Source organism: Mycobacterium sp. NGS33 (genome assembly GCF_059812885.1).
This window is the reverse complement of record NZ_JCALDN010000002.1, coordinates 365,942-388,710: the sequence shown is the minus strand read 5'-3', so window position 1 is coordinate 388,710 and position 22,769 is coordinate 365,942. Positions and strand designations below refer to the sequence as shown.

Genomic DNA, 22,769 nt, shown 5'->3' with positions numbered 1-22,769 from the left:
GCGCGATGAAAACCGGAATCCGGGTGACGGCGACCTCCATCTGGGGCATCCTCTCGTGGATCTTGATCCTGCTGCTACCGGCGGGCACGCTGCACTACTGGCAGGCCTGGCTCTTCATCGCCGTGTTCACGGTGGCCACCATCGTCCCCACCGTGTACCTGGGCCGCACCAATCCCGCGGCGCTGCAGCGCCGCATGCGGGCGGGCCCGCGGGCCGAACCCCGCAAGGCGCAAAAGTTCATCATCACCGGCTCGTTTGTGGGCCTGTTCGCGACCATGGTGTTCAGCGCGCTCGATCACCGGTTCGGTTGGTCGTCGGTGCCGCCCTGGCTCTCGGTGCTCGGCGATGTCCTGGTGGCGACGGGGCTCGGCATCGCCATGCTGGTGATCGTCCAGAACAGTTATGCCGCGGCCACGGTCACCGTGGAAACGGGCCAGACGGTGGTGTCCAACGGCCTGTACCGATTCGTGCGCCACCCGATGTACGTCGGCAATGTCATCATGATGATCGGTATCCCCCTGGCGCTCGGCTCCTACTGGGGACTGCTCTTCGTCATCCCCGGCACCCTGGTGCTCACGCTGCGCATCTTCGACGAAGAAAAGCTGCTGAACCACGAACTGCCCGGCTACCGCGAATACGCCGAACGGGTCCGGTACCGGCTGGTGCCCTACCTCTGGTAGCCGCCGGATCGGCCGCTTAGGGTAGGGGCGTGCTGGGCAGTCGGCCGCCCGCCCGGGACCGCCCATGGCGGCGCCCCGGCGCATTGCGGTACGCGTGGAACCGGATTCGCGGCATCGCCCGCCCGCCCGTCACCGTCACCGACCCACCCGCCGATCTGCGCCTCGAGCGCGATGTGGCCGTCGCGGTCCGCGATGGAACGCTGTTGCGGATCAACGTCTTTCGGGCGGCCGGCGACGAGGCGCGGCCGGTGATCCTGAGCATTCACCCCTACGGCAAGGACCACCTGCCGACCCGCCGCGGCAACAAGACCACGTTTTCGATGCAGTACCGCATGATTCGTCAGCCGCAACCGGTGACCTTTTCCACCCTGACCGGTTGGGAGGCACCGGATCCGGCATGGTGGACCGCGCGCGGCTTCGTCGTCGTCAACGCCGACGCGCGCGGCTGCGGCCATTCCGACGGCACCGGGAACCTGTTGTCTCTCCAGGAAGCGCAGGACACCTACGACCTGGTGCAGTGGATCGCCGGACAGCCCTGGTGCGACGGCAACGTGGTGATGCTCGGGGTCTCCTACCTGGCCATCAGCCAGTACGCCGTCGCCGCGCTGCAGCCACCCGCGCTGCGGGCGATCTGCCCGTGGGAGGGCTTCACCGACGCCTACCGCGACCTGATGTTTCCCGGCGGCGTGCACGAGATCGGCTTCAGCCGGTTGTGGTCGCGCAACCTCAGTCGCGACACCCGGCAGAGCTACGACCTCGCACGGATGCAACAGGAACACCCGCTGCGCGACGAGTTCTGGCGCTCGCTGGCGCCGGACCTGTCGGCGATCAAGGTCCCGATGCTCGTCTGCGGCAGCTTCTCGGACAACAACCTGCACAGCCGCGGTTCGATGCGGGCCTTCGTACACGCCGGCTCCGAGCACGCCCGGCTGTACACCCATCGCGGCGGCAAGTGGGCGACCTTCTACTCCGAAGCGGCGTTGGGCGAGCAGCTGAAGTTCTTCCGCGATGTGCTCGATGGCGTCCCGGGCTCCCGCAGTGTGCGCCTGGAAGTGCGCGAGGACCGCGACACCGTCACCGCGGTGCGCGAAGAAGCCGAATGGCCGCTGGCCCGCACCCGTTGGCGCGCAATGTATCTGAGCGACGCTGACACGCTGACGCCCGAGCCGTCAGCCGATTCCGGCCGCGTCGACTTCGGCACACGTTGCGGCGCAGCATCTTTCGTCTGGACGGTGCCCGAGGACGTCGAGCTGACCGGTCATATGGTGGCCCGGTTGTGGGTCGAACTCAGCGGCTGTGACGACGCCAATCTCTTCGTCGGCGTGGAAAAGTGGCGCCGCGGCCGGTTCGGGCGACGGTTCGTCGGATTCGAGGGCTCCTACGGCTACGGCCGCGATCGGGTGACCACCGGATGGCAACGGATCGCGCTGCGCGCCTTGGATTCCGGGACCCGGCCGGACGAACCCGTCAGCACGGGAACCGCCGCGCGACCGCTCTCGCCCGGCGAGCTGGCCGAGGTCGAAGTCGAGCTGGGCCCGTCGGCGACGTTGTTCCGCGCGGGCGAACAGTTGCGGTTGGTGATCGCCGGTCGCTGGCTGTCTCCGAGAAACCCACTCACCGGCCAGTTTCCGGCGTGGTACCAGGGCTCGCCGCGCGGTCGCATCACCTTGCACTGGGGTGCGCAGCGCGACGCCCAACTGCTGATTCCGGAGATACCGGGCTAGATCCAGACGCCCTTGCCCACCGCGACTACGCCGCCGGCGCTGATCGCGAAGCGCTCGCGATCCTTTTCCAGGTCCACGCCCACCATCTCCCCCGGCCCGACGACGACGTTCTTGTCCAGGATCGCGTGGCGCACCACCGCGCCGCGACCGACGCGGGCGCCGGGCATGATCACGCTGCCCTCCACGATCGCGCCGTCGTCGACCACCACGTTGGACGACAGCACCGAGTTGCGCACCGAGGCCGCCGAGATGATGCTGCCCGCTCCCACCACCGACTCCTGCGCGGAACCGCCGTTGACGAACTTGGCCGGCGCGAGGTTCTCCGACTCACCGCGGATCGGCCAGCGCTTGTTGTACAGGTTGAACACCGGGTGCACCGACACCAGGTCCATGTGCGCGTCGTAGAAGGCGTCCAGCGTTCCCACGTCGCGCCAGTAGGCCCGGTCGCGGTCGGTGGCCCCGGGCACCTCGTTGTCGTTGAAGTCGTAGACGGCGGCCATCCCGTCGGCGACCAGGCGCGGGATGATGTCACCGCCCATGTCGTGATCGGAGTGGTCGTCGTCGGCGTCGGCGCGGATCGCGTCGATGAGCACCTTGGTGGTGAAGATGTAGTTGCCCATCGACACGAACGTCTGCTCGGGGTCATCCGGGGTCCCCGGCGGATCGAGCGGCTTCTCCACGAAGTTGCGAATGCGGCCCGACTCGTCGGAGTCGATGCAGCCGAACGCGGTGGCCTCGCTGCGCGGCACCCGGATGCCGGCGACCGTCGCGCCGGCGCCGCTGTCGATGTGGAACCGGACCATCTGCTCGGGGTCCATCCGGTACACGTGGTCGGCGCCGAAAACCACTATGTAGTCGGGGTCTTCGTCGTAGATCAGATTGAGCGACTGGTAGATCGCGTCGGCCGAGCCGGTGTACCAGCGCGGGCCGAGGCGCTGCTGCGCGGGCACCGGCGTGATGTATTCACCGGCCAGGCCGGACAGCCGCCAGTTCTGCGAGATGTGACGGTCCAGTGAATGCGACTTGTACTGGGTGAGAACGCAGATGCGCAGATACCGGGCGTTGACGAGGTTGGACAGGACGAAGTCGATCAGCCGATAGGCGCCGCCAAAGGGAACGGCGGGCTTGGCGCGGTCCGCGGTCAGCGGATACAGCCGCTTGCCCTCACCGCCGGCCAGGACGATGCCCAGCACGTGTGGCGCTTCCCTCATGGTGTCAAACCTATCGGCCGTGGCGAAGGGCTGCCAGGGGGAACGGTCGATTGGCGAAGTTCTGTGCGGCTGTCCGTCAAGGTATTTGGCCGCGCACGCTCCCACGATCGCCCCGACTTTGTGGCCCACCCGCCTCGCGGCGGGCCTCGTTCGCGAACTACCGTGCGGGTATGCGGGTCGCGATGATGACGCGGGAGTACCCACCGGAGGTCTACGGGGGCGCGGGGGTACACGTCACCGAGCTCGTCGCCCAGCTGCGCCGGCTGTGCGCGGTCGACGTGCATTGCATGGGCGCGCCGCGCCCCGGCGCCCAGGGAGTGCACGTGCACCAGCCCGACCCGCGGTTGCAGGGCGCCAACGCGGCGATGTCGATCCTGTCGGCCGATTTGATGATGGCCAACGCGGCATCGGAAGCCAGCGTGGTGCATTCGCACACCTGGTACGCCGGCATGGCCGGGCATCTGGCCGCGTTGCTGTACGGGGTTCCGCACGTGCTGACCGCGCATTCGCTCGAGCCGCTGCGCCCCTGGAAGGCCGAGCAACTCGGTGGCGGCTACCGGATCTCGAGCTGGGTCGAGCAGACCGCCGTGCTGGCCGCGGATGCCGTCATCGCGGTCAGTAGCGCGATGCGCGAGGACGTCCTGCGCGTCTATCCCGCATTGGATCCCAGCGCCGTGCACGTCATCCGCAACGGCGTCGACACCGACGTCTGGTACCCGGCCGGGCCGATGCAAACCGGATCGATGCTCGCCGAACTGGGCGTCGATCCGGCCCGGCCCATCGTGGTGTTCGTCGGTCGGATCACGCGGCAGAAGGGGCTGGCCCACCTGGTGGCGGCCGCCCACCGGTTCAGCCCGGAAGCGCAGGTGGTGTTGTGCGCCGGCGCACCCGACACCCCGGAGATCGCCGACGAGATTCGCGACGCCGTGGCCGGCCTGTCCCGCAGTCGCAGCGGGGTGTTCTGGATCCGCGAGATGCTGCCCACCGGGGAGCTACGCGAAATTTTGTCGGCCGCATCGGTTTTCGTGTGCCCGTCGGTGTACGAGCCGCTGGGCATCGTGAATCTGGAGGCGATGGCCTGCTCGACCGCGGTGGTGGCCTCCGATGTCGGCGGAATCCCGGAGGTGGTCGCCGACGGGGTCACCGGGACGCTGGTGCATTACGACCCCGAGGACGCTCGGGGCTATCAGGCCGGGCTGGCCGAGGCGGTCAACGAGCTGATCGCCGACCGCGACAAAGCGCAGCGCTACGGCAAGGCGGGACGCCAACGCTGCGTCGAGGAGTTCTCCTGGGCCCACGTCGCCGAGCAGACCCTGGAGATCTATCGGAAGGTGTGTGCGTAGCGCCGCCGACATCCGTTCGGCGGCAAGCCCTAGCTGGAGCTCGTGACGCCCTTGAGTTCGTCACCGAGGGCGGCGGCTTCGTCCGGCGTCAGTTCGACGACCAGCCGACCGCCTCCCTCAAGTGGTACCCGCATCACGATGCCGCGCCCCTCCTTTGTTGCTTCCAGAGGACCGTCTCCGGTCCGGGGCTTCATCGCCGCCATCGAGTACTCCCTCCAGATTCGAGCTGGCCCGCCCGTGCGGACCTGGTCGGCACCGAGCAAGCCCCGCCAGCGAACTTCAAGCCATGCCCGGCATCGAACTGCCTTATCACCCCCCCATTGTTCCCTATCCAGGTCATCACTTGTACAAAGACCCACTCCTGTGCGCTCAGCGGGCCGCCGCGGGCACCCAGCAACCGCGGATATGGTCGTCGACCATCCCGGTCGCCTGCATCAGCGCATAGGCGGTGGTGGGCCCGACGAAGCGGAACCCGCGCCGCTTGAGCTCACGCGCCATGGCCTTCGATTCGTCAGTGGCCGAGGGGATTTCGGCCGGGTCGGCCGGCCGGGATCGCGGCGACGGCGCAAACGACCACAGCAGGTCGGCCAGGTCCGCCGCGCTTCCCAGTTCGGCGGCGGCCCGCGCATTGGCGATCGTCGCCTCAATCTTGGCCCGGTTGCGCACGATTCCCTGGTCGGCCAGCAGCCGCTGCACGTCGGCATCGGTGTATTCGGCGACCGCCGTGATGTCGAAGCGGTCGAACGCGCGCCGGAAATTCTCCCGTTTCCGCAGGATGATCAGCCACGACAGGCCACTTTGAAAGGCCTCCAGGCTCATCCGCTCGAACAACGCGACCCCGTCGCGCACCGGCTGGCCCCACTCGCGGTCGTGGTAGTCGCGGTAGAGCTCGAAATCGGGTCCCGGCCGCACGGTCGCCCAACTGCAGCGAACCAGCTCGTCTTCACTCACATTGAGTCCTGACGATCCTCGCCGTCGTCGGGTTCCCCGGATTCGCCTTCGGCCTCGGTCCCGGCCGCCGGCGCGGCGTGCACGGCCGCCAGCTGGCCGCGCAGCGCCTCGAGCTCCCGCGCGAGCCGGTCCAGCACCCAGTCCACTTCGCTGGTCTTGTAGCCGCGCAGCACCTGGGTGAACTTGACCGCGTCGACGTCGGAGCCGGTCACCCCGAACGCGGGCAGGACCGTGGCCGTCGTCCCCCGCGGCAAGGGCGGCAGCTGCTCGCCGCGACCGAACAACAGGCTGGCCGCGCCGAACAGGACGATCGCCACCAGCACCAGAACCACCAGGTACAGCAACACCAACGCCACGGGATCGATACTGCCCTATGCCACCGACACCGCGGCGGCCAGCGTGACCCGCCGCGGGCCTACCGCGGTCTGATCGCCTGCATCGGGGGCCGGTCCGCCAGCGACACCGGCGAGGTGCGCTGGGTGTAGCCGTGCCCCTCGGGACCGTCGGCGACGAACTGAGTCAGCCCGACGCCGGAGTCCGGGATCCCGCAGCGCGAGAGGAGGGTCGCGATGATTTGGCGGCTCATCACGCCCAAGTCGGCCAGCGGCCGGTTGCGATGCGCCCGCACCCCGAGGTTGACCTGCGCGATCGCCTCGAGACCCAGCCGGTCGAAGGTGTCCACCAGCAGGCCGATCTCCACGCCGTAGCCCGGCGCGAACGGCACCGAGGTCAGCAGTTCCCGGGTGGCGGCGTACTCCCCGCCGAGCGGCTGGAGGACGGAACCCAGCTCGGGCCGCAGCGCCGACAGCAGCGGCCGGGCGACCAGCTCGGTGACCCGCCCACCGCCGGTGGCGCTGACGTCGCCGCCGACGTCGCCGACGTCGCTGAGCTCGCTGCCCCGCAGCGGCCGTCGGTAGAAGCTTTTGACCAGGTGCACGCCGTCGCCGGTGAGCAGCGGGCCGACCAGCCACGGCACGAACATCGGGTGCGGGTTGATCAGGTCGGAGTCGACGAACACCACGATGTCGCCGCTGGTGGCCGCCAGTGAGCGCCACAACGCCTCGCCCTTCCCGGGGCGTATCGGCACCTCGGGCAAGGCCTGCTCGCGGCTGACGACGCGGGCGCCGGCGGCGACGGCCCGGATCTCGGTGTCGTCCGTGGAGCCGGAGTCCAGCACGATCAGCTCGTCGACCAGCCCGTCTACCAGCGGTGAGATGCTCTCGATCACCGACGCGATGGTGTCTTCCTCGTCGAGGGCGGGCAGCACCACCGAGATGGTCCGCCCGGCCTTCGCGGCCTCCAGGTCGGCGATGGTCCAGCCCGGACGGTTCCGCCTGTCGTTGGCCAGCCACACGTCGCCGGGCCGGGCGGCATGCACCCTGCCGTTGGCGAGATCGCCGGCGACCAGGTCCGAGGCCGTCATGCCAGCCCCCGCACCGTGCGCGTCGGCGGGCGCGTCCCCTGGATCGAGGCCACCATTTCCAGCACCCGGCGGGTGGCCGCGACCTCGTGGACGCGGAACATCCGCGCACCGGCGGCGGCCGCCAGCGCGGTCGCCGCCAACGTCCCCTCGAGGCGTTCGGTCAATTCCACCCCCAGAGTCTCCCCGACGAAGTCCTTGTTACTCAAAGCCATGAGCACGGGCCACCCGGTGTTCACGAGATCGCCCACGTGGCGCAACAGCAGCAGCCCGTGAAAGGTGTTCTTGCCGAAGTCGTGGGTCGGGTCGATCAGCACCCGGTCACGGGCCACACCGCACGCCACCGCCCGCTCGGCGGCCGCGGTGACCTGGGCGATGACGTCGTCGACCACGCCGCGGGTGGTGGTCCCGTAGTTCACCCGGAACGGGCGGGTGCGCGGCAGCGCGTTGCCGGTGTGCGAACACACCAGGCCGGCGCCGAACTCCGCGGCCACCTCCGGCAGCGCCGGGTCGATGCCGCCCCAGGTGTCGTTGATCAGGTCCGCACCGGCCGCACAGGCCACCTTGGCCACCTCGGCGCGCCAGGTGTCGGCGCTGATCAGCTGATCCGGATAGGCGTCGCGCAGCCACTCGATGAAGGGCACCAGCCGGGCGATCTCGGTGTCGGCGTCGACCTCTTGACCGGGCCCGGCCTTGACCCCGCCGACGTCGATGACGTCGGCGCCCTCGGCGACGGCCCGATGCACCGCCGCCCTGGCGGCCTCGTCGCTGAACGTCGCGCCCCGGTCATAGAACGAGTCCGGGGTGCGGTTGACGATCGCCATGATCAGCGCGCGATCGCCGGCGACCGGGCGGCCGCAGAAGCTCGAATGCACACGTCTATGGTGCCCGGTCACCGCGCCGGATGCGGCCCGGGGATCGAGTGTGCGGCCAGCCGCACACTCCACGCCGAACGTGCGGCTAGGCGCACACTCGGCGGGAACGGGACGCTCAGCCCTTCGGCCGCTTACCGTCGGCTACCTCGTCGGGGTACTCGTCGTAGTACGGCACGTAGCCTTCGTCGCGCCCGGCCAGCACGTACAGCGGGTCCTTCACGTCGGGGCCGTACGCCTGCTCACGCAGCTCCACCTTGCGACTCTTGAAGGTGGTGGTCTGCTCGATCGACTCCACCACCCGCACGAACAGCGGCAGTGCGTAGACGGGCAGCTGCTCGTACACGGCGCGGGCCAGCGACTTCCCGTCGAACTCGGCGCCCTCGCGCAGCTTGACCGCGGCCATCCCGGCGCGGCCGCCGGTGCGCGGCACCTCGACGCCGAAGACCGTGCAGTCCTCGACGTGCTCGTCGGACGACAGCGCCGCCTCGACCTGCGTGGTGGCCACGTTCTCACCCTTCCAGCGGAACGTGTCGCCGAGCCGGTCGACGAACGCGGCGTGACCCAGCCCCTGCGGGCTCATCACGTCGCCGGTGTTGAACCAGCAATCGCCCTCACGAAAGGCGTTGCGCACCAACTTCTTTTCGCTGGACTCGGGGTCGGTGTAGCCGTCGAAGGGCTGCAGCCGGTTGACCGGGCTGAGCAACAAACCGGGCTCGCCGGCCGGCACCCGGCGCACCCGCCCGTTGTCGTCGCGCAGCGGGGCGCCGGTGTCGGGGTCGTACTCGACGTAGGCCAGCGGCATGGGGAAGACGCCGGTGGAGCGGGGCACGTTGAAGACGTTGATGAACGCGGCATTGCCTTCGCTGGAGGCGTAGAACTCGCAGACCCGGGCGATGCCGAACCGGCTGGTGAACTCGTCCCAGATCTCCGGGCGCAGGCCGTTTCCGGCAATCACCCGCACCTTGTGCGCGCGGTCGGTGGGCTTGGCCGGCTGGTTGAGCAGGTACCGGCACACCTCGCCGATGTAGATGAACGCCGTGGCCTCGTTGGCGATCACCTCGTCCCAGAACTTCGACGCCGAGAACGACTTGCCCAGCGCCAGCGTCGCGCCCGAGTTGATCACCGAGGACAGCGCCACCGTCAGCGCGTTGTTGTGGTACAGCGGCAGGCAGCAGTAGAGGGTGTCGGAGCTCTTCAGCCGCAACCCGATGCCGCCGAACGCCGCGAGCGCCTTGAGCCACCGCAGGTGCGTCATCACGCTGGCCTTGGGGAAACCGGTTGTGCCGGAGGTGAAGATGTAGAAGGCGGTGTCCCTGGCATGCACGGCCGACGCCGACGCCGGGTTGGTGGCCGGGGCGCTCACCGCGAACCGCTCCAGGTCCTCGACGGTCAGCGTCTCGGTGCTGCCCGCGCCGCCGCACTCGGCGACCGCGCTGACCAGGTCGGCCTCGGCGATGAGCACCTTGGCGTCCAGCAGGCCCAGGCTGTGCGCGAGCACCTCGCCGCGCTGGTGGTAGTTGAGCATGCCGGCCACCGCGCCGCACTTGACCGCGGCCAGCATGGCCAGCACGGTCTGCGGCGAGTTGCGCAGCATGATGGCGACGACGTCGCCCTGGCCGACACCGCGCGCGGCCAGCACGGCCGCGTATCGGTTGGCGGCGGCGTTGGCGTCGCGGTAGGTCAGTTGCTGATCGCCGAACCGCAGGAAGATCCGGTCCCCGTAGCGGGCGGCCCGGTCGGCGAACACCGTGCCGATCGATTTCTTCGAGCCCGGCTGGGCCAGCAGCCCGGTCATCGCGCCGCGCACGATCACCGGCAGGTCGGCCAGCACGGCCGGCGCCCGAAATGCGACGTCGGTCAGTTTGACCGCCGTGCGCGCTCCCCCGTCACGATCGGACACGTGATCCCCTCGATTCGTTTTCCAAAGTCAAGCTCGGCGGACAGCCTAATAGGGGTGGCAAACCGGGCGGCGGCCTCAGGCGGGCGCGCAGGCGTCCAGCGCCGCACTGACCTTGTCGACCAGCACCAACCGGTCCATCGCCACCTGCGAGACGTAGCCGCTGTCCAGTAACCCGCACAACCAGGTCCACAGCCCCTCGTAGTGGCCGAAGGGGTCCAGCAGCACGATGGGTTTGTCATGCAGGCCCAGGAAGCCCGTCGTCCAGGAGTCGAGCAACTCGTCGAGGGTGCCGATGCCACCGGGTAGGACGACGAACGCGTCGGCCCGGTCTTCCATGAGCTGCTTGCGCTCGTGCATGGTGTTGCTGACGATCAGCTCGTCGGCGTCCGCGTCGGCGATCTCGCGGCGCATCAGGATCTTGGGGATGACGCCGACGGTCCGGCCGCCGCGGGCGCGCGCGGCCGTCGCGACCGCACCCATCGCCGAGACCCGGCCGCCGCCCCACACCAGCGTCCAGCCGCGCTCGGCGATCGCCTCGCCGAGTTCCGTAGCGACGCCGAGCAATTCGGGGTGCTGCGGGCCGGATGCGCAGTACACGCAGACCGACCACTCGCCTGATGAATCGGGTTCGCCGGGCATATCCGCCAAAGGTAGACCAACCGCCTACAGCCCGTCATATGTGGGGCTTTCGCCCTGCCGCGCGGGTCGCGCGCCATAAAATTCGGCGGTGCCGATTCGATGGAACGTCCCCCGACATGCGACGGCCGCCGAGCGGCTCGATGCGGCGTTGGCCGGCGGGGCGCGCGGAGCGGTGGTGGTGGGGCCCGACGGCGTCGGCAAATCCACGCTGGCCCGGGTGGCCGCCGAGCGTTTTGCCGAGCGCAATCCCGCCACGCTCCTCCGCTGGGTGACCGGCACCCCGACCGAACGCGCGGTTCCGTTCGGGGCGTTCAGCCACCTGGTGGAGATCGCCGATCTCGGCAAGCCGGCCGCGCTGCTGCGGGCCGCCCGGGCGTCGCTGGGCGGTGACGACCTGCTGCTCGTGGTCGACGACGCCCACCACCTGGACGTGTTGTCGGCCACGCTGGTGTACCAGCTGGCGCGGGACGGCGCCGGACTTCTCATCGTCACCGCCCGCGCCGATTCCGCTCCCGAGGCGGTCGCGGCGCTGTGGGGCGACGACCTGCTCACCCGGATCGACATCGCGCCGCCGGGTGGGGCGACCACCCCGGCGGAGATCGACGCGTTCCTCGCCGAGCTGCCCACCGGGGCGCGGTCGGTGCTGGAGTATCTGGCCGTCGCCGAGCCGCTGTCGGTCGCCGATCTGACCGCGCTCGCCGGTGACGGCGCGGTGGCCGACGCGGTGGCGTGGGGCGCGGCCGAGACCCGGGCGCGCGGCGGTTCCTCCGACGATCCGGTGGTCTACACCGCCCATCCGCTGTTCGCCGAGCGGACGCGGGCCGCGCTGGATCCCGACGACGCCCGGCATCGACGCACCGACCTGGTCACGCTGCTGGAGCGGCGGCCGTCCGACCACCTCAGCGACCGGTTGCGGCTGGTGTCGCTGGCGCTGGACAGCGATACTTTGCCGCGGACCGCCGACGTCTCCGCCGCCGCGCAGCAGGCGCTGCGGCTGGGCGACCTGGCGCTGGGTGAGCGGTTGGCCCGGTCGGCGCTGCAGCGGTCCGGCGGGCTGGCGGCGCGGCTCGCGCTGGCGCACGCCCTGGCGTGGCAGGGCCGCGGCCGCGAGGCGGACGCGGTGCTGGCCGATGTCGACTCCAGCGCGCTGACCGAAGCGGCGCTGATGGATTGGGCGCTGCTGCGGGCGGCGAACCAATTCTGGATGCTGAGCGAACCGGAGCGCGCCACCGCGTTCCTGCGAACGGTGCGCAACCGGGTCACCGATACCGGCCTGCGCACCACCCTGGACGCGCTGAGCGCGACGTTCGCGATGAACGCCGGCAACGTCGGTCACGCGGTGAAGGTCGCCGGCGACGTCCTCGCGTCGCCGGCGGCCGACGACCAGGCGGTGGCCTGGGCGGCCAGTGCGGCCGCATTGTGCTCGGCGCGCGAGGGCCGATTCGATGATGTCGAGCCGCTGGCGCAGCGGGCCCTGGGCGCCGAACATCCCGGGCTGCTGCGCTTCACCATCGGCCTGGGGCAGACCACCGCGCTGTTGATGGCGGGCCGGCCCGACCAGGCGCGCCAGCTCGCGCAGCAGTTCACCGATTTCGCCGAGCTGCAGCAGCCGGGTCGCGCGATCGGTGAGGTGCTGCTGGCGCACGTGCTGATCGCCGGTGGTGAATTCGCTTCCGCGGCAGAGCTATTGGGTCCGGCTGCCGCCACCTTACAGCGCACCGGTTATTCGTGGGGTCCGTTGTCACTGACACTGCTGGCCACCGCGCTGGCCCAGCGGGGCGATACCGCCGCGGCGGCAAAGGCGTTGAGCCGGGCCGAATCCCGCCACGGCACCAAGTCCGCACTGTTCGCGCCCGAGCTCGGGGTGGCGCGAGCGTGGCGGCTGGCCCTGGTGCGGGACACGCATGGCGCGGTGGCCGCCGCGCGCGACGCCGCCCGGATGGCCGAACGCGGCGGGCAGCGGGGGGTGGCGTTGCGGGTCTGGCACGAGGCGGTGCGGCTGGGCGACGTCCGGGCCGCCGATCCCCTGGGCCGGCTATGCGACGAGATCGACTGCGTCGCAGGCAGGCTCGCGCTGTCCCACGCCCGCGCGCTGGCCGCCGGCGATGGCGCCGGGCTGCGGGCGGTGTCGGACGAGTTGACGTCGATCGGCATGCACGCGGCGGCCGCCGACGCGGCCGCCCAGGCGCAACGGTGTGGCGGCGGTAAGGCCTAGCCGCTCAGGTAGCCCCTCAGCACGTCCACCGCGGCGGTGATGTTGGCGACCGCGACCCGCTCGTCGCGCTTGTGCGCCAGGTTGGGATCGCCGGGCCCGAAGTTGACCGCCGGTATGCCCACGGCCGCGAACCGTGCCACGTCCGTCCAGCCGTACTTGGCGCGGACGTTGCCGCCGGCCGCCTCGACCAGCGCCTTGGCGGCGGGTTGGGACAGCCCGGGCAGCGCACCGGCCGCCGCGTCGGTCTGTTCGATGCGCACGTCCAGCCCGGCGAACACGTCATGCACGTGTTGCAGCGCGTCGGGCAACGAACGGTCCGGCGCGAAGCGGAAATTGACGGTCACCGCGGCCGCGTCGGGGATGACGTTGCCGGCCACGCCGCCGTCGATGCGCACGGCCGACAGGCCCTCGCGGTAGACGCAACCGTCGATGTCGACGCTGCGCGCCTCGTAGGCGGCCAGCCGTTCCAGCACGGCGCCCAGCTTGTGAATCGCGTTGTCCCCCAACCAGGATCGCGCCGAATGGGCGCGGGTCCCGGTGGCGCTGACCACCACCCGCAGGGTGCCCTGGCAGCCGGCTTCGATGTAGCCGCCGGTCGGCTCGCCCAGGATGGCGACATCGGCGGACAGCCACTCGGGCAGCTCGCGTTCGATGCGGCCCAATCCGTTTGCGGCGGCGTCGATTTCCTCGCAGTCGTACATCACCAGCGTGAGATCGTGCACCGGGTCGGCCACGGTGGCCGCCAGATGCAGGAAAACCGCGTCGCCGGATTTCATGTCCGCCGTGCCGCAGCCGTACAGGTCGCCGCCCTCGCGGCGGCTGGGCAGGTTTCCGGCCACCGGCACGGTGTCCAGGTGCCCGGCGAGCAGCACCCGCGACGGCCGCTGGTGGTGGGTGCGCGCCAGCACGGCGTTGCCGTTGCGGACGATCTCGAACCCGGAGGTCTGGGCCCGCAACGCGGCCTCGACCTCGTCGGCCAGCCGCGCTTCGTCCCTCGATTCGCTGGGGATGTCGACCAGCGCGGCGGTGAGCGCGATCGGATCTCCGGGTAAGTCCAGCACGGGTCCCAGGTTATCCGCTGCCGTGCGGCAAGTAACCTGACCGCCGTGACAAGAGCAGCAGGTGCCGAAGGAATAGGCCTGGCAACGCTGGCCGCCGACGGATCGATCCTCGACACGTGGTTTCCCGCACCGGAACTGACCGACTCGGGCACCAGCGGGACGTCGCGGCTGGCCCTGTCCGACATCCCCCCGGAACTGACCACGCTGATCGGACGCGACGACGACCGCGGCACCGAGACCGTTGCCGTGCGCACGGTCATCGGCTCGCTGGACGACGTGGCCGCCGACGCCTACGACGCCTACCTGCGATTGCATCTGCTCTCGCACCGGCTGGTGGCGCCGCACGGACTGAACGCCGGCGGCTTATTCGGGGTATTGACCAATGTCGTGTGGACTAACCGCGGGCCTTGCGCCATCGAGGGATTCGAGGCGGTCCGGGCCCGGTTGCGCCGGCACGGACCGGTGACCGTCTACGGCGTCGACAAGTTCCCCCGCATGGTCGACTACGTCCTGCCTGCCGGGGTGCGCATCGCCGACGCCGACCGGGTGCGCCTGGGCGCCCACCTGGCCCCGGGCACGACGGTGATGCACGAGGGCTTCGTCAACTACAACGCCGGCACGCTGGGTGCGTCGATGGTCGAGGGCCGCATCTCCGCGGGCGTGGTGGTGGGCGACGGCTCCGACGTCGGCGGTGGGGCCTCGATCATGGGCACGCTGTCCGGCGGCGGCACCGAGGTGATCTCGATCGGCAAGCGGTGCCTGCTCGGCGCCAATGCGGGCCTGGGCATCTCCTTGGGCGACGACTGCGTCGTCGAAGCCGGCCTGTATGTCACCGCGGGCACCAAAGTCATTACGCCCGAAGGCAAAACGATGAAGGCCCTGGAGCTCTCCGGCGGCAACAACCTGTTGTTCCGCCGCAATTCGGTGAGCGGGGCGGTCGAAGTGGTGGCCCGCGGCGGTCAAGGCATCGCGCTCAACGAGGACCTGCACGCCAACTGACGCGCGCACCTACAAGTCGGCGGAAACCTTCTCGGCGGCCGGAACGGCGCGCAGCGCGGTTCCCTTGGTTTCGGGCAGCAGGTAGACGGACACGAAACTGGCCACCACCAGGGTCGCCATCATGAGCCCGATCGCCCAGCTGCCGTAGGTCGCCAGCAGGGTGCCCGCCAGCAGCGGTGGCACGGCCGCGCCGAGGATGCCGGCCAGGTTCATCGCCACGGCGGCGCCGCTGTACCGGTAGCGCGTGGCGAACAGTTCGGGAACGAACGCCCCGGTGGGGCCATTGGTCACCGCCGCGCAGGCGAACGAGCCCAGGACGGCCACCACGTACATGACGGGGTTGCCGGTATCCATCAACGGGATGACGACGAACGACCACGGCAGACACGCGGCCAGCCCGCACAGCATCACGCGGCGGCGCCCGACCCGATCGGACAGCCAGGCGCCGAACGACACGAACGCGATGCTCGTCAGCCCGGCCAGCGCGCCGACCGCCCAGATGAAGCTGCGCGAGTACCCCAATTGCGAGTGGGCGTACATGACCAGAAACGTGTTGCCCAGGTAGACCAACCCCATGCCGCCCAGGAAGCAGCCGGCGACGAGCACGATCTCGCGCCGCTGCAACCGGACCAGCTCGGCCAGCGGCGCTTTGGGCACCAGGTTGCGGGCCTTCTCCTCCACGAACAGCGGGGTCTCGTCGATGTTCAACCGCACGTAGAGGGCGATGCCGATCAGCCCGCTGCTGATCAGGAACGGCACCCGCCATCCCCACTGCATGAACGCGGGGCTGCTCTCGCCCATGGTGAGGCTGACCGCGAGAAAGGTCAGGCTGGCCAGAATCCCCGCCGTCCCACCGCCCAGCGAGGTGAACATGCCGTACCAGCCGCGCCTGCCCGCGGGCGCGTATTCGGCGCTCAGCAGGACGGATCCGGCCCATTCGCCGCCGACGGCGAACCCTTGAAACAGCCGCAGGACGACCAGGATCAGGGGCGCGGCGATCCCGATCGACGCCGTGCTGGGCACCAGGCCCACGCTGACGGTCGAGGCGCCCATGATGAGCAGGGTGGCCACCAGCGTCTTCTTCCGGCCCAGCCGGTCGCCGAAGTACCCGAAGACGGCGGCCCCCAACGGCCGGGACAGGAACGCCGTCGCGAACGTCGCCATCGAGGCGATGGTGGCCACGGTCGGACCGAGGCCCGGGAAGAACACCGCGGGGAACACCAGCGCCGCCGCGGTCCCGTAGATCAGAAAGTCGTAGAACTCGATCGCCGAGCCCACCAGGCAGGCGACCGCGATGCGGCGCATGGGGGTAGGAGCGGGCGCGGCGGCGGTGACCACGGGCCGGGTGGGCTCACCCATGCCGGCCGCTCACCGTGCGGTTGCATCGATACACGGATACGACGGTAGGTGACGCTTCGCGACGACGCCCGGCGCCGAAGCTGGCAACTTGCTGCGTGTCTTGGCGCCCGGCCGATCGGGCGCCCAGTCGGCTGAGCGGGCGCTCAGCCGTCGGTCAGCAGCTGTTTTTTGAGGACCTTGCCCATGGCGTTGCGGGGCAGGGCGTCCACGATGCGCACCTCGCGGGGGCGCTTGTGCACCGAAAGTTGCTGGGCGACATGGTCGATCAGCTCGTCGCCGGACGCCGATCCGACGACGAACGCGACGATGCGCTGGCCCAGGTCCGCGTCGGGCATCCCGACGACCGCCGCCTCGTGGACGCCCGGATGCCCGAGCAGCACCGTCTCGATCTCACCCGCGCCGATGCGGTAGCCGCCGGACTTGATCAGGTCGACCGATTCGCGCCCGACGATGCGGTGCATCCCGTCGGCGTCGATCACCGCGACGTCGCCGGTGCGATACCAGCCGTCGGCGTCGAAGGCCTCGGCGGTCGCGTCCGGGCGGTTGAGGTAGCCGTCGAACATCATCGGCCCGCGCACGTGCAGCTTGCCGACGGTCTCCCCGTCGTGCGGCACCAGCCCGCCGTCGTCGTCGAGCACCCGGGTCTGCACACCGGCCAGCGGCAGTCCCACCCAGCCGGGGCGCCGCTCGCCGTCGGCGCGGGTGGACAGCGTGATCAGCGATTCCGAGGCGCCGTAGCGTTCGATGGGCTGGTGGCCGGTGAGTTCGGCCAGCCGGTCGAACACCGGAACCGGCAGGGGCGCGCTTCCGGACACCAGTAGCCGCGCCGGCCGCAGCGCTCGGGCGGCCGCCTCGTCGGTCCCCACCCGCGACCACACGGTGGGCACCCCGAAGTACAGCGTGCCGCCGTGGTCGGTGCCGGCTTGGGCGTAGCCCGCCGGTGTCGGCTTGCCGGTGTGGATGAAGCGATTCCCGATCCGCAGCGACCCGAGCAGCCCCAGCACCAGCCCGTGCACGTGAAACAGCGGCAGGCCGTGCACCAGGACGTCGTCGGCGGTCCACTGCCAGGCTTCCGCCAGGGCGTCGAGGTCGGCGGCGATCGCGCGCCGGCTCAGCACGACGCCCTTGGGCAGCCCGGTCGTCCCCGAGGTGTAGATGATCATCGCGGTGGCGTCGGGTGACGGCTCGGCGTAGCGGTGCCAGGACCGGGCGTGCAGGCGCACCGGGATGTGCGGCAGCCCCTCGGGCTGGTCGGGCGCCGGGCCCAGCCAGGCCCGCACGCCGGAGTCGGTGAGCATGTGCCGGCGCTCGGCCGCGCCGACGTCGGCGGGCACCGGGACGAAGGGCACCCCGGCGATCAGGCAGCCGGTGACCGCGAGCACCGTCGCGGCGGTCGGGGCGGCCAGGATGGCGACGCGGCCCGCGCCGCCGACCCGTTCGGCCACCGAGGTGGCGGCGCCGACCAGGTCGCTGCGGCTGAGCACGGCGCCGTCGATGCGCACCGCGTCGCCGATATCGGTGGCGGTCAGGGAGGAGGGATCCAGGGACGCCAGCAGCACGTCAGCAGGCTACCCGGCGTCCGGAACGGTCAGCCTTTCTCGTCCCAGATCTTCGTCAGGGTCGACAGGATCTCCTCGCCGCGGCCCAGCCCGCCGAGATGGCTCTCGCCGGGGAGCACGATGAGCTCGCAGTCGGGCAGCAGGGACACCACGTGCTGACCGTGGGCGAACGGCACGATGTGATCGCTGTCGCCGTGCCACCACCGGACCGGGACCTTGACCTCCTCGAGCCGGAATCCCCAGTCGCGGGTGAACAGGATGATGTCGTTGAACGGGGCCGCTAGCTGCTTGCGGCTGCCGTTGAGCAGGTCGTCGAGGAACATGGCGCCGAACTCGGGCCGGGTCAGCAGGCGCCGGTCACCCTCGGGCGATATGGCGGCATACAGATACAGCGCGGGATTGGCGACCGGGCGGATCGCCCGGACGACGAGGCTCGCGCCGATCCGCAGCGGGTCACCGCCCAGCCGCAGCAATGGCGCCACCCGCTTGCCCAGGTTCATCAGCCCGCTGGTGATGCCCTCGTCGCCGAGGAACGGCGCGACGCCGCCGAGCACGCCGCAGGCGACGACCCGATCGGACAGCACCGCGGCGGACGCGAGCGCGTACGGGCCGCCGCCGGACAGGCCGATGACGGCCATTTTGTCGATGCCGAGCGTGTCCGCGATGGTCCGCAGGTCGTCGGCGAACGCCCGGATGTTCTTGTAACGATGCGGCGTCGACGAACCGATCCCGGGCCGGTCGAGGCCGATCAACCGGATGCCGTGCTGCTCCGCGTAGACCCGGGCCTCGACCGGGATCTGCCGGCGGGCGCCGGGGGTGCCATGCAGCCAGAACATCGCGCGTCCCTGGGGGTCGCCGAACTCGGCGAAGCCGATCTGGCGGTCTTCGCCGACGGCGACGTTTCCTTCGAGTTTGGGGCGGGCGATCTCGATGACCATGTCGAGCAGCTTGGCATGGGACGCGCGGTTTACAAAAGGGCGCCTAGGCGTTAAGCACCCGTTCGCCGATCACCCGCTGGTGGCGCAGGTCGGCCACCTCCGCCTCGGACAAACCCAGCCCGCGCAGGATCTCGTCGTTGTGCTGGCCGAGCGTCGGCGGCGGGCTGCGGTGGTGGCGCCGCGGCCCGGGGGTGATGTGAAAGGGCCAGCCGGGATAGCGGTGCGGGCCGGTGATCGGGTGTTCGAGCTCCTGGTAGTAACCGCGGGCGTCGAGCTGGGCCCCGATGAGTTCGGGGTCATACATCCGGTCCCCGGTGATCACCCGCTCCGCCGCGATGCCCTGCGCTTGCAGCGTCGCGACGACCGCGGCGGCGGTCTGCGTGCGGGTCCAGGCGGCGACGAGCTCGTCGAACACGTCATGATCGATCGCCTGATCGGGCACGGACAGCGCCACCCACACGTCGTCCTCGCTGGTCGGGTAGACCCCCTGCAGGTAGCCGCGCCGGCGGTTGCCCTCCCGCGGGCGCACCACACCGTTCATCGAGTACTCGATCACCGGTTCGGCGGTCACCGCCGCGGCGACCTCGATCTGGGCGATCTCGATGAGTTGGCCGGCGCCGGTGCGGTGCCGGTGCTCGAGGGCGGCCAGCAGCGCCACCCCGGCATGGACGCCGACGATCGGGTCGGCGGGCCCCTGCGGGTTGCACGGCGGCCCGTCGGCGTATCCGGTCGCCGCCGACATCCCCGAGGTCTGTTCGAAGTTCAGCGCCCAGCCGACATAGTCGCGCCACGGACCCTGCAGGCCGTACCCGGGCATCCGGACCACGATCACGTCGGGCTTCAGCGATATCAGCGACTCGTAATCCAGGCCGAACTGCTCGACCACTCGCGGTGAGAAGTTCTCCACCACGACGTCGGCCTGCGCGGCCAGCCGCCGGGCGATGTCGAGGCCCCGCCGCGAAGTCAGGTCGAGCGTGAGGTCGCGCTTGTTCAGGTTGGTGCCCTGCCAGATGGGGCTGCGCTCGTACCAGTCGTCGCCCTCGTAGGCGAAGGCGCCCGAATAGCGGTGCCCGTCGGGCCGCTGGATCGACTCGACCTTGACGATGTCGGCGCCGAACGCCCCGAGGTAGCAGGTCAGATACGCCCCGGCCCAGAACGTGGTCAGGTCCAGCACCCGCAGACCGGTGAAGGGCAGCGGCTCCGGCGCGGCCCGCAGCGATCGACCTTCACCGGCCCACGTCAGGGGCCGCCTCTGCAAGGCCGGTGCCGGACGGGGCTGCGCCACAGGGGTTTTCGAGAACCGAAACGGTGGACCGGGGCGCCGAGCCGCCCCGGTGTGAACGAAGAACCCCCGCGCCGCGTACTGCGGACACTCAAGCACGGTCGCGCCGTCGTTGACGGGCGCGGCCGGGATGCGCAGGGCCTGAGCGAGTTCCACGAGCTCGGCGACGGTCTGGCCGGCCAGCGCGGGCTCGGCCTTGGCGAGGAAGTCGTCGCGCTCCGGCCCGCCCATCATGATCGCGATCTGGTGCTCGCCGAACTCGGGCAGGCCCAGCATGGCGCAGACGTCGAGCCAGTGCTGACCCGTCAGGCAGTTGATGCCCACCCAGCCGTCGGCGGCCCGGACGACACCCAGCATGGGCGCCGACCGCAGGTTGGCGGGCAGGCCGAGGCGCTGCATCCGCTGTGCCATCAACATCGGATAGGGCAGCGTCGAGAGCAACGATTCGGATTGTGCGACATCGACTTCCGTGACCCTGCCGTCGGGTCGCCGTCGCAGCGCGGTCAACGCGCCCAGCGCACCGTAGGCACCCGCGACGTACTCGGCGATCCGCGCGCCGACCTGAACGGGCGGGCGCTGCGGGTCCCGGGAGCTGACCCAGCCCGATGCCGCCTGCAGGGTGAGCGCCGTGGCGGGGCGATGACGGGATGGACCACACTGACCGAACGCGGTGATGCGTAGTACCACCAGGTTTGGGCTGATGCGCTGCAGGTCGCCGGCGCCCAGCCCCCAGCCCTCCAGCGTGGCGGGCGGGCAGTCTTCGATCAGAAGATGCGCCCGCGCGATGAGCTCGCGCGCGGCTGCCAGGTCCTGTCCATCCGAGAGATCAAGTGCGACACCGCGTTTGCCCGCATTGAGGTACTCGAACAAACCGCACCGATCCGGGTCGAGGACGCCGTCGGGGAACGGGCCCCAGCGCCGCAGCGGGTCTCCGGTGGGCGGCTCGATCTTGATGACCTCGGCGCCCAGGTCGACCAAAAGCTTTGCCGCGTACGGACCCGAGATCTCGCTCGCGATGTCGACGACGTGCAGCCCCGCAAGGGGTCCCGTCACGCGGGGACCCCGATGGCCATCGGTTCCATGTATTGATACAAGCCGCCGATCCCGCCCCCCTCGCGGCCCAGCCCGCTGAGTTTGAAGCCGCCGAACGGCGCGCCACCGGGACTGACACCGTTGACCGCGATCTGACCGGTACGGATGCGGCGCGCCACGCCGACGGCCCGGTCCACGTCGCCGCCCCACACCGCACCGGAGAGCCCATATTGCGAGTTGTTCGCGATGGCGACCGCGTCGTCGTCGTCGCGGTAGCGCAACACGGCCAACACCGGACCGAACACTTCCTCTTGCGCGAGAGTCGAATTCGGGTCCACTTCGGACAGGATCGTCGGTTCGAAATAGAACCCGGCGTCCAACCCGGCCGGCCGGCCCCCGCCGGTCACCAGCCTCGCCCCGTCACTGCGCGCGCCGGCGACATGTGATTCCACCCGGTCGCGCTGGGCCGCACTGATCAGCGGACCCATCTGCACCTCGGGGTCGGTGGGGTCGCCCACCTTGACCTCACGGGCCAGGGCGGCGAGCCGGTCCACGACGTCGTCGTGCAGCGAGTCGGGAAGCAGCAGCCGGCTGTGCAGGATGCAGGCCTGCCCGGCATGCAGCGAACAGGATTCGAACAGCATCTGGCGCAGCATGTCGTCGGTGACCTGCGCGTCGTCCAGGACGATGCTGGCGGACTTGCCGCCCAGCTCCAACAGGATCCGCTTCATCGTGTCCCCCGCGGCGGACATCACCTGGCGGCCCACGACCGAGCTGCCGGTGAAGCTCACCATGTCGATGCGCGGATCGGTGGTCAAGAGCTTGGCCGCCTCGACGCCCGAGGGCGTGACGACGTTGACCACCCCGGGCGGGATGTCGGTGTGCTCGTCGATCAGCCGTGCCAACGCCAGACCGGCCAGCGGTGTCAGCGGTGACGGCTTGAGCACGACCGTATTGCCTGCCGCCAGAGCGTGATTCAGCTTCATCACGTTGAGGCAGTGCGGGAAGTTCCACGGCGTCAGCACCGACACCACACCCAGCGGGGCGTGCCGCAACACGGTGGTTCCGGCGCTGATGCCGGACACCTCCTGGTCGACCAGCTGGGTGGCGAGCTGTGCGGCGTGCATGGACATGAACCCGGCGCCGTCGATCTGCATGATGCGCTCGTTGGCGATGCAGCCCCACTCCGCCTGGGACAGCGCGAAGAAGTCGTCGGCGTGCTTGGTCAGTGCCTCGCCCAACTGGTTCAGGCACCCGGCGCGCTGCTCGGCGGTCATCGTGCCCCACGGTCCGCTGTCGAAGGCGCGGCGCGCGGCCGCGATGGCGTCGCCGACCTGGGCGACGCTGGCGTCCGGGGCGGTGGCCAGGACGGCCTCGGTGGATGGGGACACGTCGTCGTAGCGGCCGTCGGCCGGCTCGACCCAGTTGCCGTCGATGTAGAGCTGGTAGGTCTGGACAAGAGCGGGCGAATCGGCCATGTGCTTCCTCCGGTCATCTGATCACTTGGTGTACACCCCCGCGTCGCCCTCGTCAATCATCAATCGCGTGAATTACGAGCTCTAGCAATATGTACGTGTCGTA

The 22,769-nt window shown here is 70.2% G+C and carries 19 protein-coding genes; 5 read left to right on the top strand and 14 right to left on the bottom strand.

The features are described 5' to 3' along the window. Window positions 1-5: 5 nt before the first annotated feature. Together AC5Y5B_RS05890 and AC5Y5B_RS05885 are read left to right on the top strand one after the other, a co-directional pair. Entirely contained in the window at window positions 6-680 is a 675-nt protein-coding gene (locus AC5Y5B_RS05890) for a methyltransferase family protein (protein WP_112633066.1), read from the top strand. Between the two features lie 29 nt (window positions 681-709). Beyond that, a complete protein-coding gene (locus AC5Y5B_RS05885; protein WP_430918863.1) occupies window positions 710-2,404 on the top strand; it encodes a CocE/NonD family hydrolase in 1,695 nt (564 codons plus the stop codon). On the opposite strand, the gene glgC is transcribed toward AC5Y5B_RS05885, so the two are convergent. Beyond that, complete coding sequence (glgC, locus tag AC5Y5B_RS05880; protein ID WP_112633065.1) at window positions 2,401-3,615, bottom strand: glucose-1-phosphate adenylyltransferase; 1,215 nt, start codon at window positions 3,613-3,615, stop codon at window positions 2,401-2,403. The genes AC5Y5B_RS05885 and glgC overlap by 4 nt on opposite strands. 170 nt (window positions 3,616-3,785) lie before the next feature. Between glgC and glgA the strand changes: the two genes are divergently transcribed. After that, window positions 3,786-4,958, top strand: a complete 1,173-nt coding sequence (gene glgA / locus AC5Y5B_RS05875) for a glycogen synthase (protein ID WP_112633064.1) — start codon at window positions 3,786-3,788, stop codon at window positions 4,956-4,958. A 29-nt stretch (window positions 4,959-4,987) separates the two neighbouring features. On the opposite strand, the gene AC5Y5B_RS05870 is transcribed toward glgA, so the two are convergent. The 7 genes from AC5Y5B_RS05870 to log all read right to left on the bottom strand — a co-directional run bounded on the left by AC5Y5B_RS05870 (window position 4,988) and on the right by log (window position 10,743). After that, entirely contained in the window at window positions 4,988-5,161 is a 174-nt protein-coding gene (locus AC5Y5B_RS05870) for a DUF3117 domain-containing protein (RefSeq protein WP_003878471.1), read from the bottom strand. A gap of 166 nt (window positions 5,162-5,327) precedes the next feature. Next, a complete protein-coding gene (locus AC5Y5B_RS05865; protein WP_112633063.1) occupies window positions 5,328-5,909 on the bottom strand; it encodes a DNA-3-methyladenine glycosylase I in 582 nt (193 codons plus the stop codon). Then, on the bottom strand, window positions 5,906-6,265 hold the full coding sequence (locus tag AC5Y5B_RS05860) for a DivIVA domain-containing protein (RefSeq protein WP_112633062.1): 360 nt from the start codon (window positions 6,263-6,265) through the stop codon (window positions 5,906-5,908). The genes AC5Y5B_RS05865 and AC5Y5B_RS05860 overlap by 4 nt, the downstream gene beginning before the upstream one ends. A 59-nt stretch (window positions 6,266-6,324) precedes the next feature. Then, entirely contained in the window at window positions 6,325-7,332 is a 1,008-nt protein-coding gene (locus AC5Y5B_RS05855; protein ID WP_112633061.1) for a glucosyl-3-phosphoglycerate synthase, read from the bottom strand. After that, window positions 7,329-8,204 (bottom strand): dihydropteroate synthase, encoded by an 876-nt coding sequence (gene folP, locus AC5Y5B_RS05850; protein WP_165821800.1) that lies wholly within the window; start codon window positions 8,202-8,204, stop codon window positions 7,329-7,331. The genes AC5Y5B_RS05855 and folP overlap by 4 nt, the downstream gene beginning before the upstream one ends. A gap of 115 nt (window positions 8,205-8,319) precedes the next feature. Then, a complete protein-coding gene (gene fadD6 / locus AC5Y5B_RS05845; RefSeq protein ID WP_500004302.1) occupies window positions 8,320-10,104 on the bottom strand; it encodes a long-chain-acyl-CoA synthetase FadD6 in 1,785 nt (594 codons plus the stop codon). Between the two features lie 75 nt (window positions 10,105-10,179). Then, the gene (gene log / locus AC5Y5B_RS05840; RefSeq protein ID WP_112633059.1) at window positions 10,180-10,743 is read right to left on the bottom strand and encodes a cytokinin riboside 5'-monophosphate phosphoribohydrolase; all 564 of its coding nucleotides are present in this window, start codon (window positions 10,741-10,743) and stop codon (window positions 10,180-10,182) included. Between the two features lie 88 nt (window positions 10,744-10,831). On the opposite strand from log, the gene AC5Y5B_RS05835 reads away from it, so the two are divergent. Continuing rightward, complete coding sequence (locus AC5Y5B_RS05835; protein WP_289176281.1) at window positions 10,832-12,958, top strand: AAA family ATPase; 2,127 nt, start codon at window positions 10,832-10,834, stop codon at window positions 12,956-12,958. Here AC5Y5B_RS05835 and dapE read toward each other — a convergent pair. Continuing rightward, window positions 12,955-14,019, bottom strand: coding sequence for a succinyl-diaminopimelate desuccinylase (gene dapE / locus AC5Y5B_RS05830; RefSeq protein ID WP_112633058.1), 1,065 nt, complete (start codon window positions 14,017-14,019; stop codon window positions 12,955-12,957). The genes AC5Y5B_RS05835 and dapE overlap by 4 nt on opposite strands. A 45-nt stretch (window positions 14,020-14,064) precedes the next feature. On the opposite strand from dapE, the gene dapD reads away from it, so the two are divergent. Further along, window positions 14,065-15,018, top strand: coding sequence for a 2,3,4,5-tetrahydropyridine-2,6-dicarboxylate N-succinyltransferase (gene dapD / locus AC5Y5B_RS05825; protein ID WP_112633057.1), 954 nt, complete (start codon window positions 14,065-14,067; stop codon window positions 15,016-15,018). Between the two features lie 9 nt (window positions 15,019-15,027). On the opposite strand, the gene AC5Y5B_RS05820 is transcribed toward dapD, so the two are convergent. The 5 genes from AC5Y5B_RS05820 to AC5Y5B_RS05800 form a co-directional block, all read right to left on the bottom strand. Further along, window positions 15,028-16,323 carry an MFS transporter gene (locus AC5Y5B_RS05820; protein WP_430918876.1) on the bottom strand — a complete coding sequence of 432 codons (1,296 nt, stop codon included), beginning with the start codon at window positions 16,321-16,323 and terminating at the stop codon, window positions 15,028-15,030. A gap of 197 nt (window positions 16,324-16,520) precedes the next feature. Beyond that, complete coding sequence (locus AC5Y5B_RS05815; RefSeq protein WP_112633055.1) at window positions 16,521-17,936, bottom strand: acyl-CoA synthetase; 1,416 nt, start codon at window positions 17,934-17,936, stop codon at window positions 16,521-16,523. A gap of 29 nt (window positions 17,937-17,965) precedes the next feature. Further along, window positions 17,966-18,874, bottom strand: coding sequence for an alpha/beta fold hydrolase (locus AC5Y5B_RS05810; protein ID WP_112633054.1), 909 nt, complete (start codon window positions 18,872-18,874; stop codon window positions 17,966-17,968). 43 nt (window positions 18,875-18,917) lie between these two features. After that, window positions 18,918-21,209: a CaiB/BaiF CoA transferase family protein gene (locus tag AC5Y5B_RS05805; protein WP_112633053.1), complete on the bottom strand. Its 2,292-nt coding sequence runs from the start codon at window positions 21,207-21,209 to the stop codon at window positions 18,918-18,920. Continuing rightward, entirely contained in the window at window positions 21,206-22,666 is a 1,461-nt protein-coding gene (locus AC5Y5B_RS05800) for an aldehyde dehydrogenase family protein (RefSeq protein WP_112633052.1), read from the bottom strand. Before AC5Y5B_RS05800 ends, AC5Y5B_RS05805 begins: the two co-directional genes overlap by 4 nt. Window positions 22,667-22,769: the final 103 nt, after the last annotated feature.

Coding starts and splice junctions, on each gene's coding strand:
- AC5Y5B_RS05820 (WP_430918876.1), bottom strand. CDS start 16,323: ATGCGCCGCATCGCGGTCGCCTGCCTGGTGGGCTCGGCGATCGAGTTC.
- log (WP_112633059.1), bottom strand. CDS start 10,743: ATGCCCGGCGAACCCGATTCATCAGGCGAGTGGTCGGTCTGCGTGTAC.
- AC5Y5B_RS05810 (WP_112633054.1), bottom strand. CDS start 18,874: ATGGTCATCGAGATCGCCCGCCCCAAACTCGAAGGAAACGTCGCCGTC.
- AC5Y5B_RS05890 (WP_112633066.1), top strand. CDS start 6: ATGAAAACCGGAATCCGGGTGACGGCGACCTCCATCTGGGGCATCCTC.
- AC5Y5B_RS05855 (WP_112633061.1), bottom strand. CDS start 7,332: ATGACGGCCTCGGACCTGGTCGCCGGCGATCTCGCCAACGGCAGGGTG.
- AC5Y5B_RS05800 (WP_112633052.1), bottom strand. CDS start 22,666: ATGGCCGATTCGCCCGCTCTTGTCCAGACCTACCAGCTCTACATCGAC.
- glgC (WP_112633065.1), bottom strand. CDS start 3,615: ATGAGGGAAGCGCCACACGTGCTGGGCATCGTCCTGGCCGGCGGTGAG.
- AC5Y5B_RS05870 (WP_003878471.1), bottom strand. CDS start 5,161: ATGGCGGCGATGAAGCCCCGGACCGGAGACGGTCCTCTGGAAGCAACA.
- glgA (WP_112633064.1), top strand. CDS start 3,786: ATGCGGGTCGCGATGATGACGCGGGAGTACCCACCGGAGGTCTACGGG.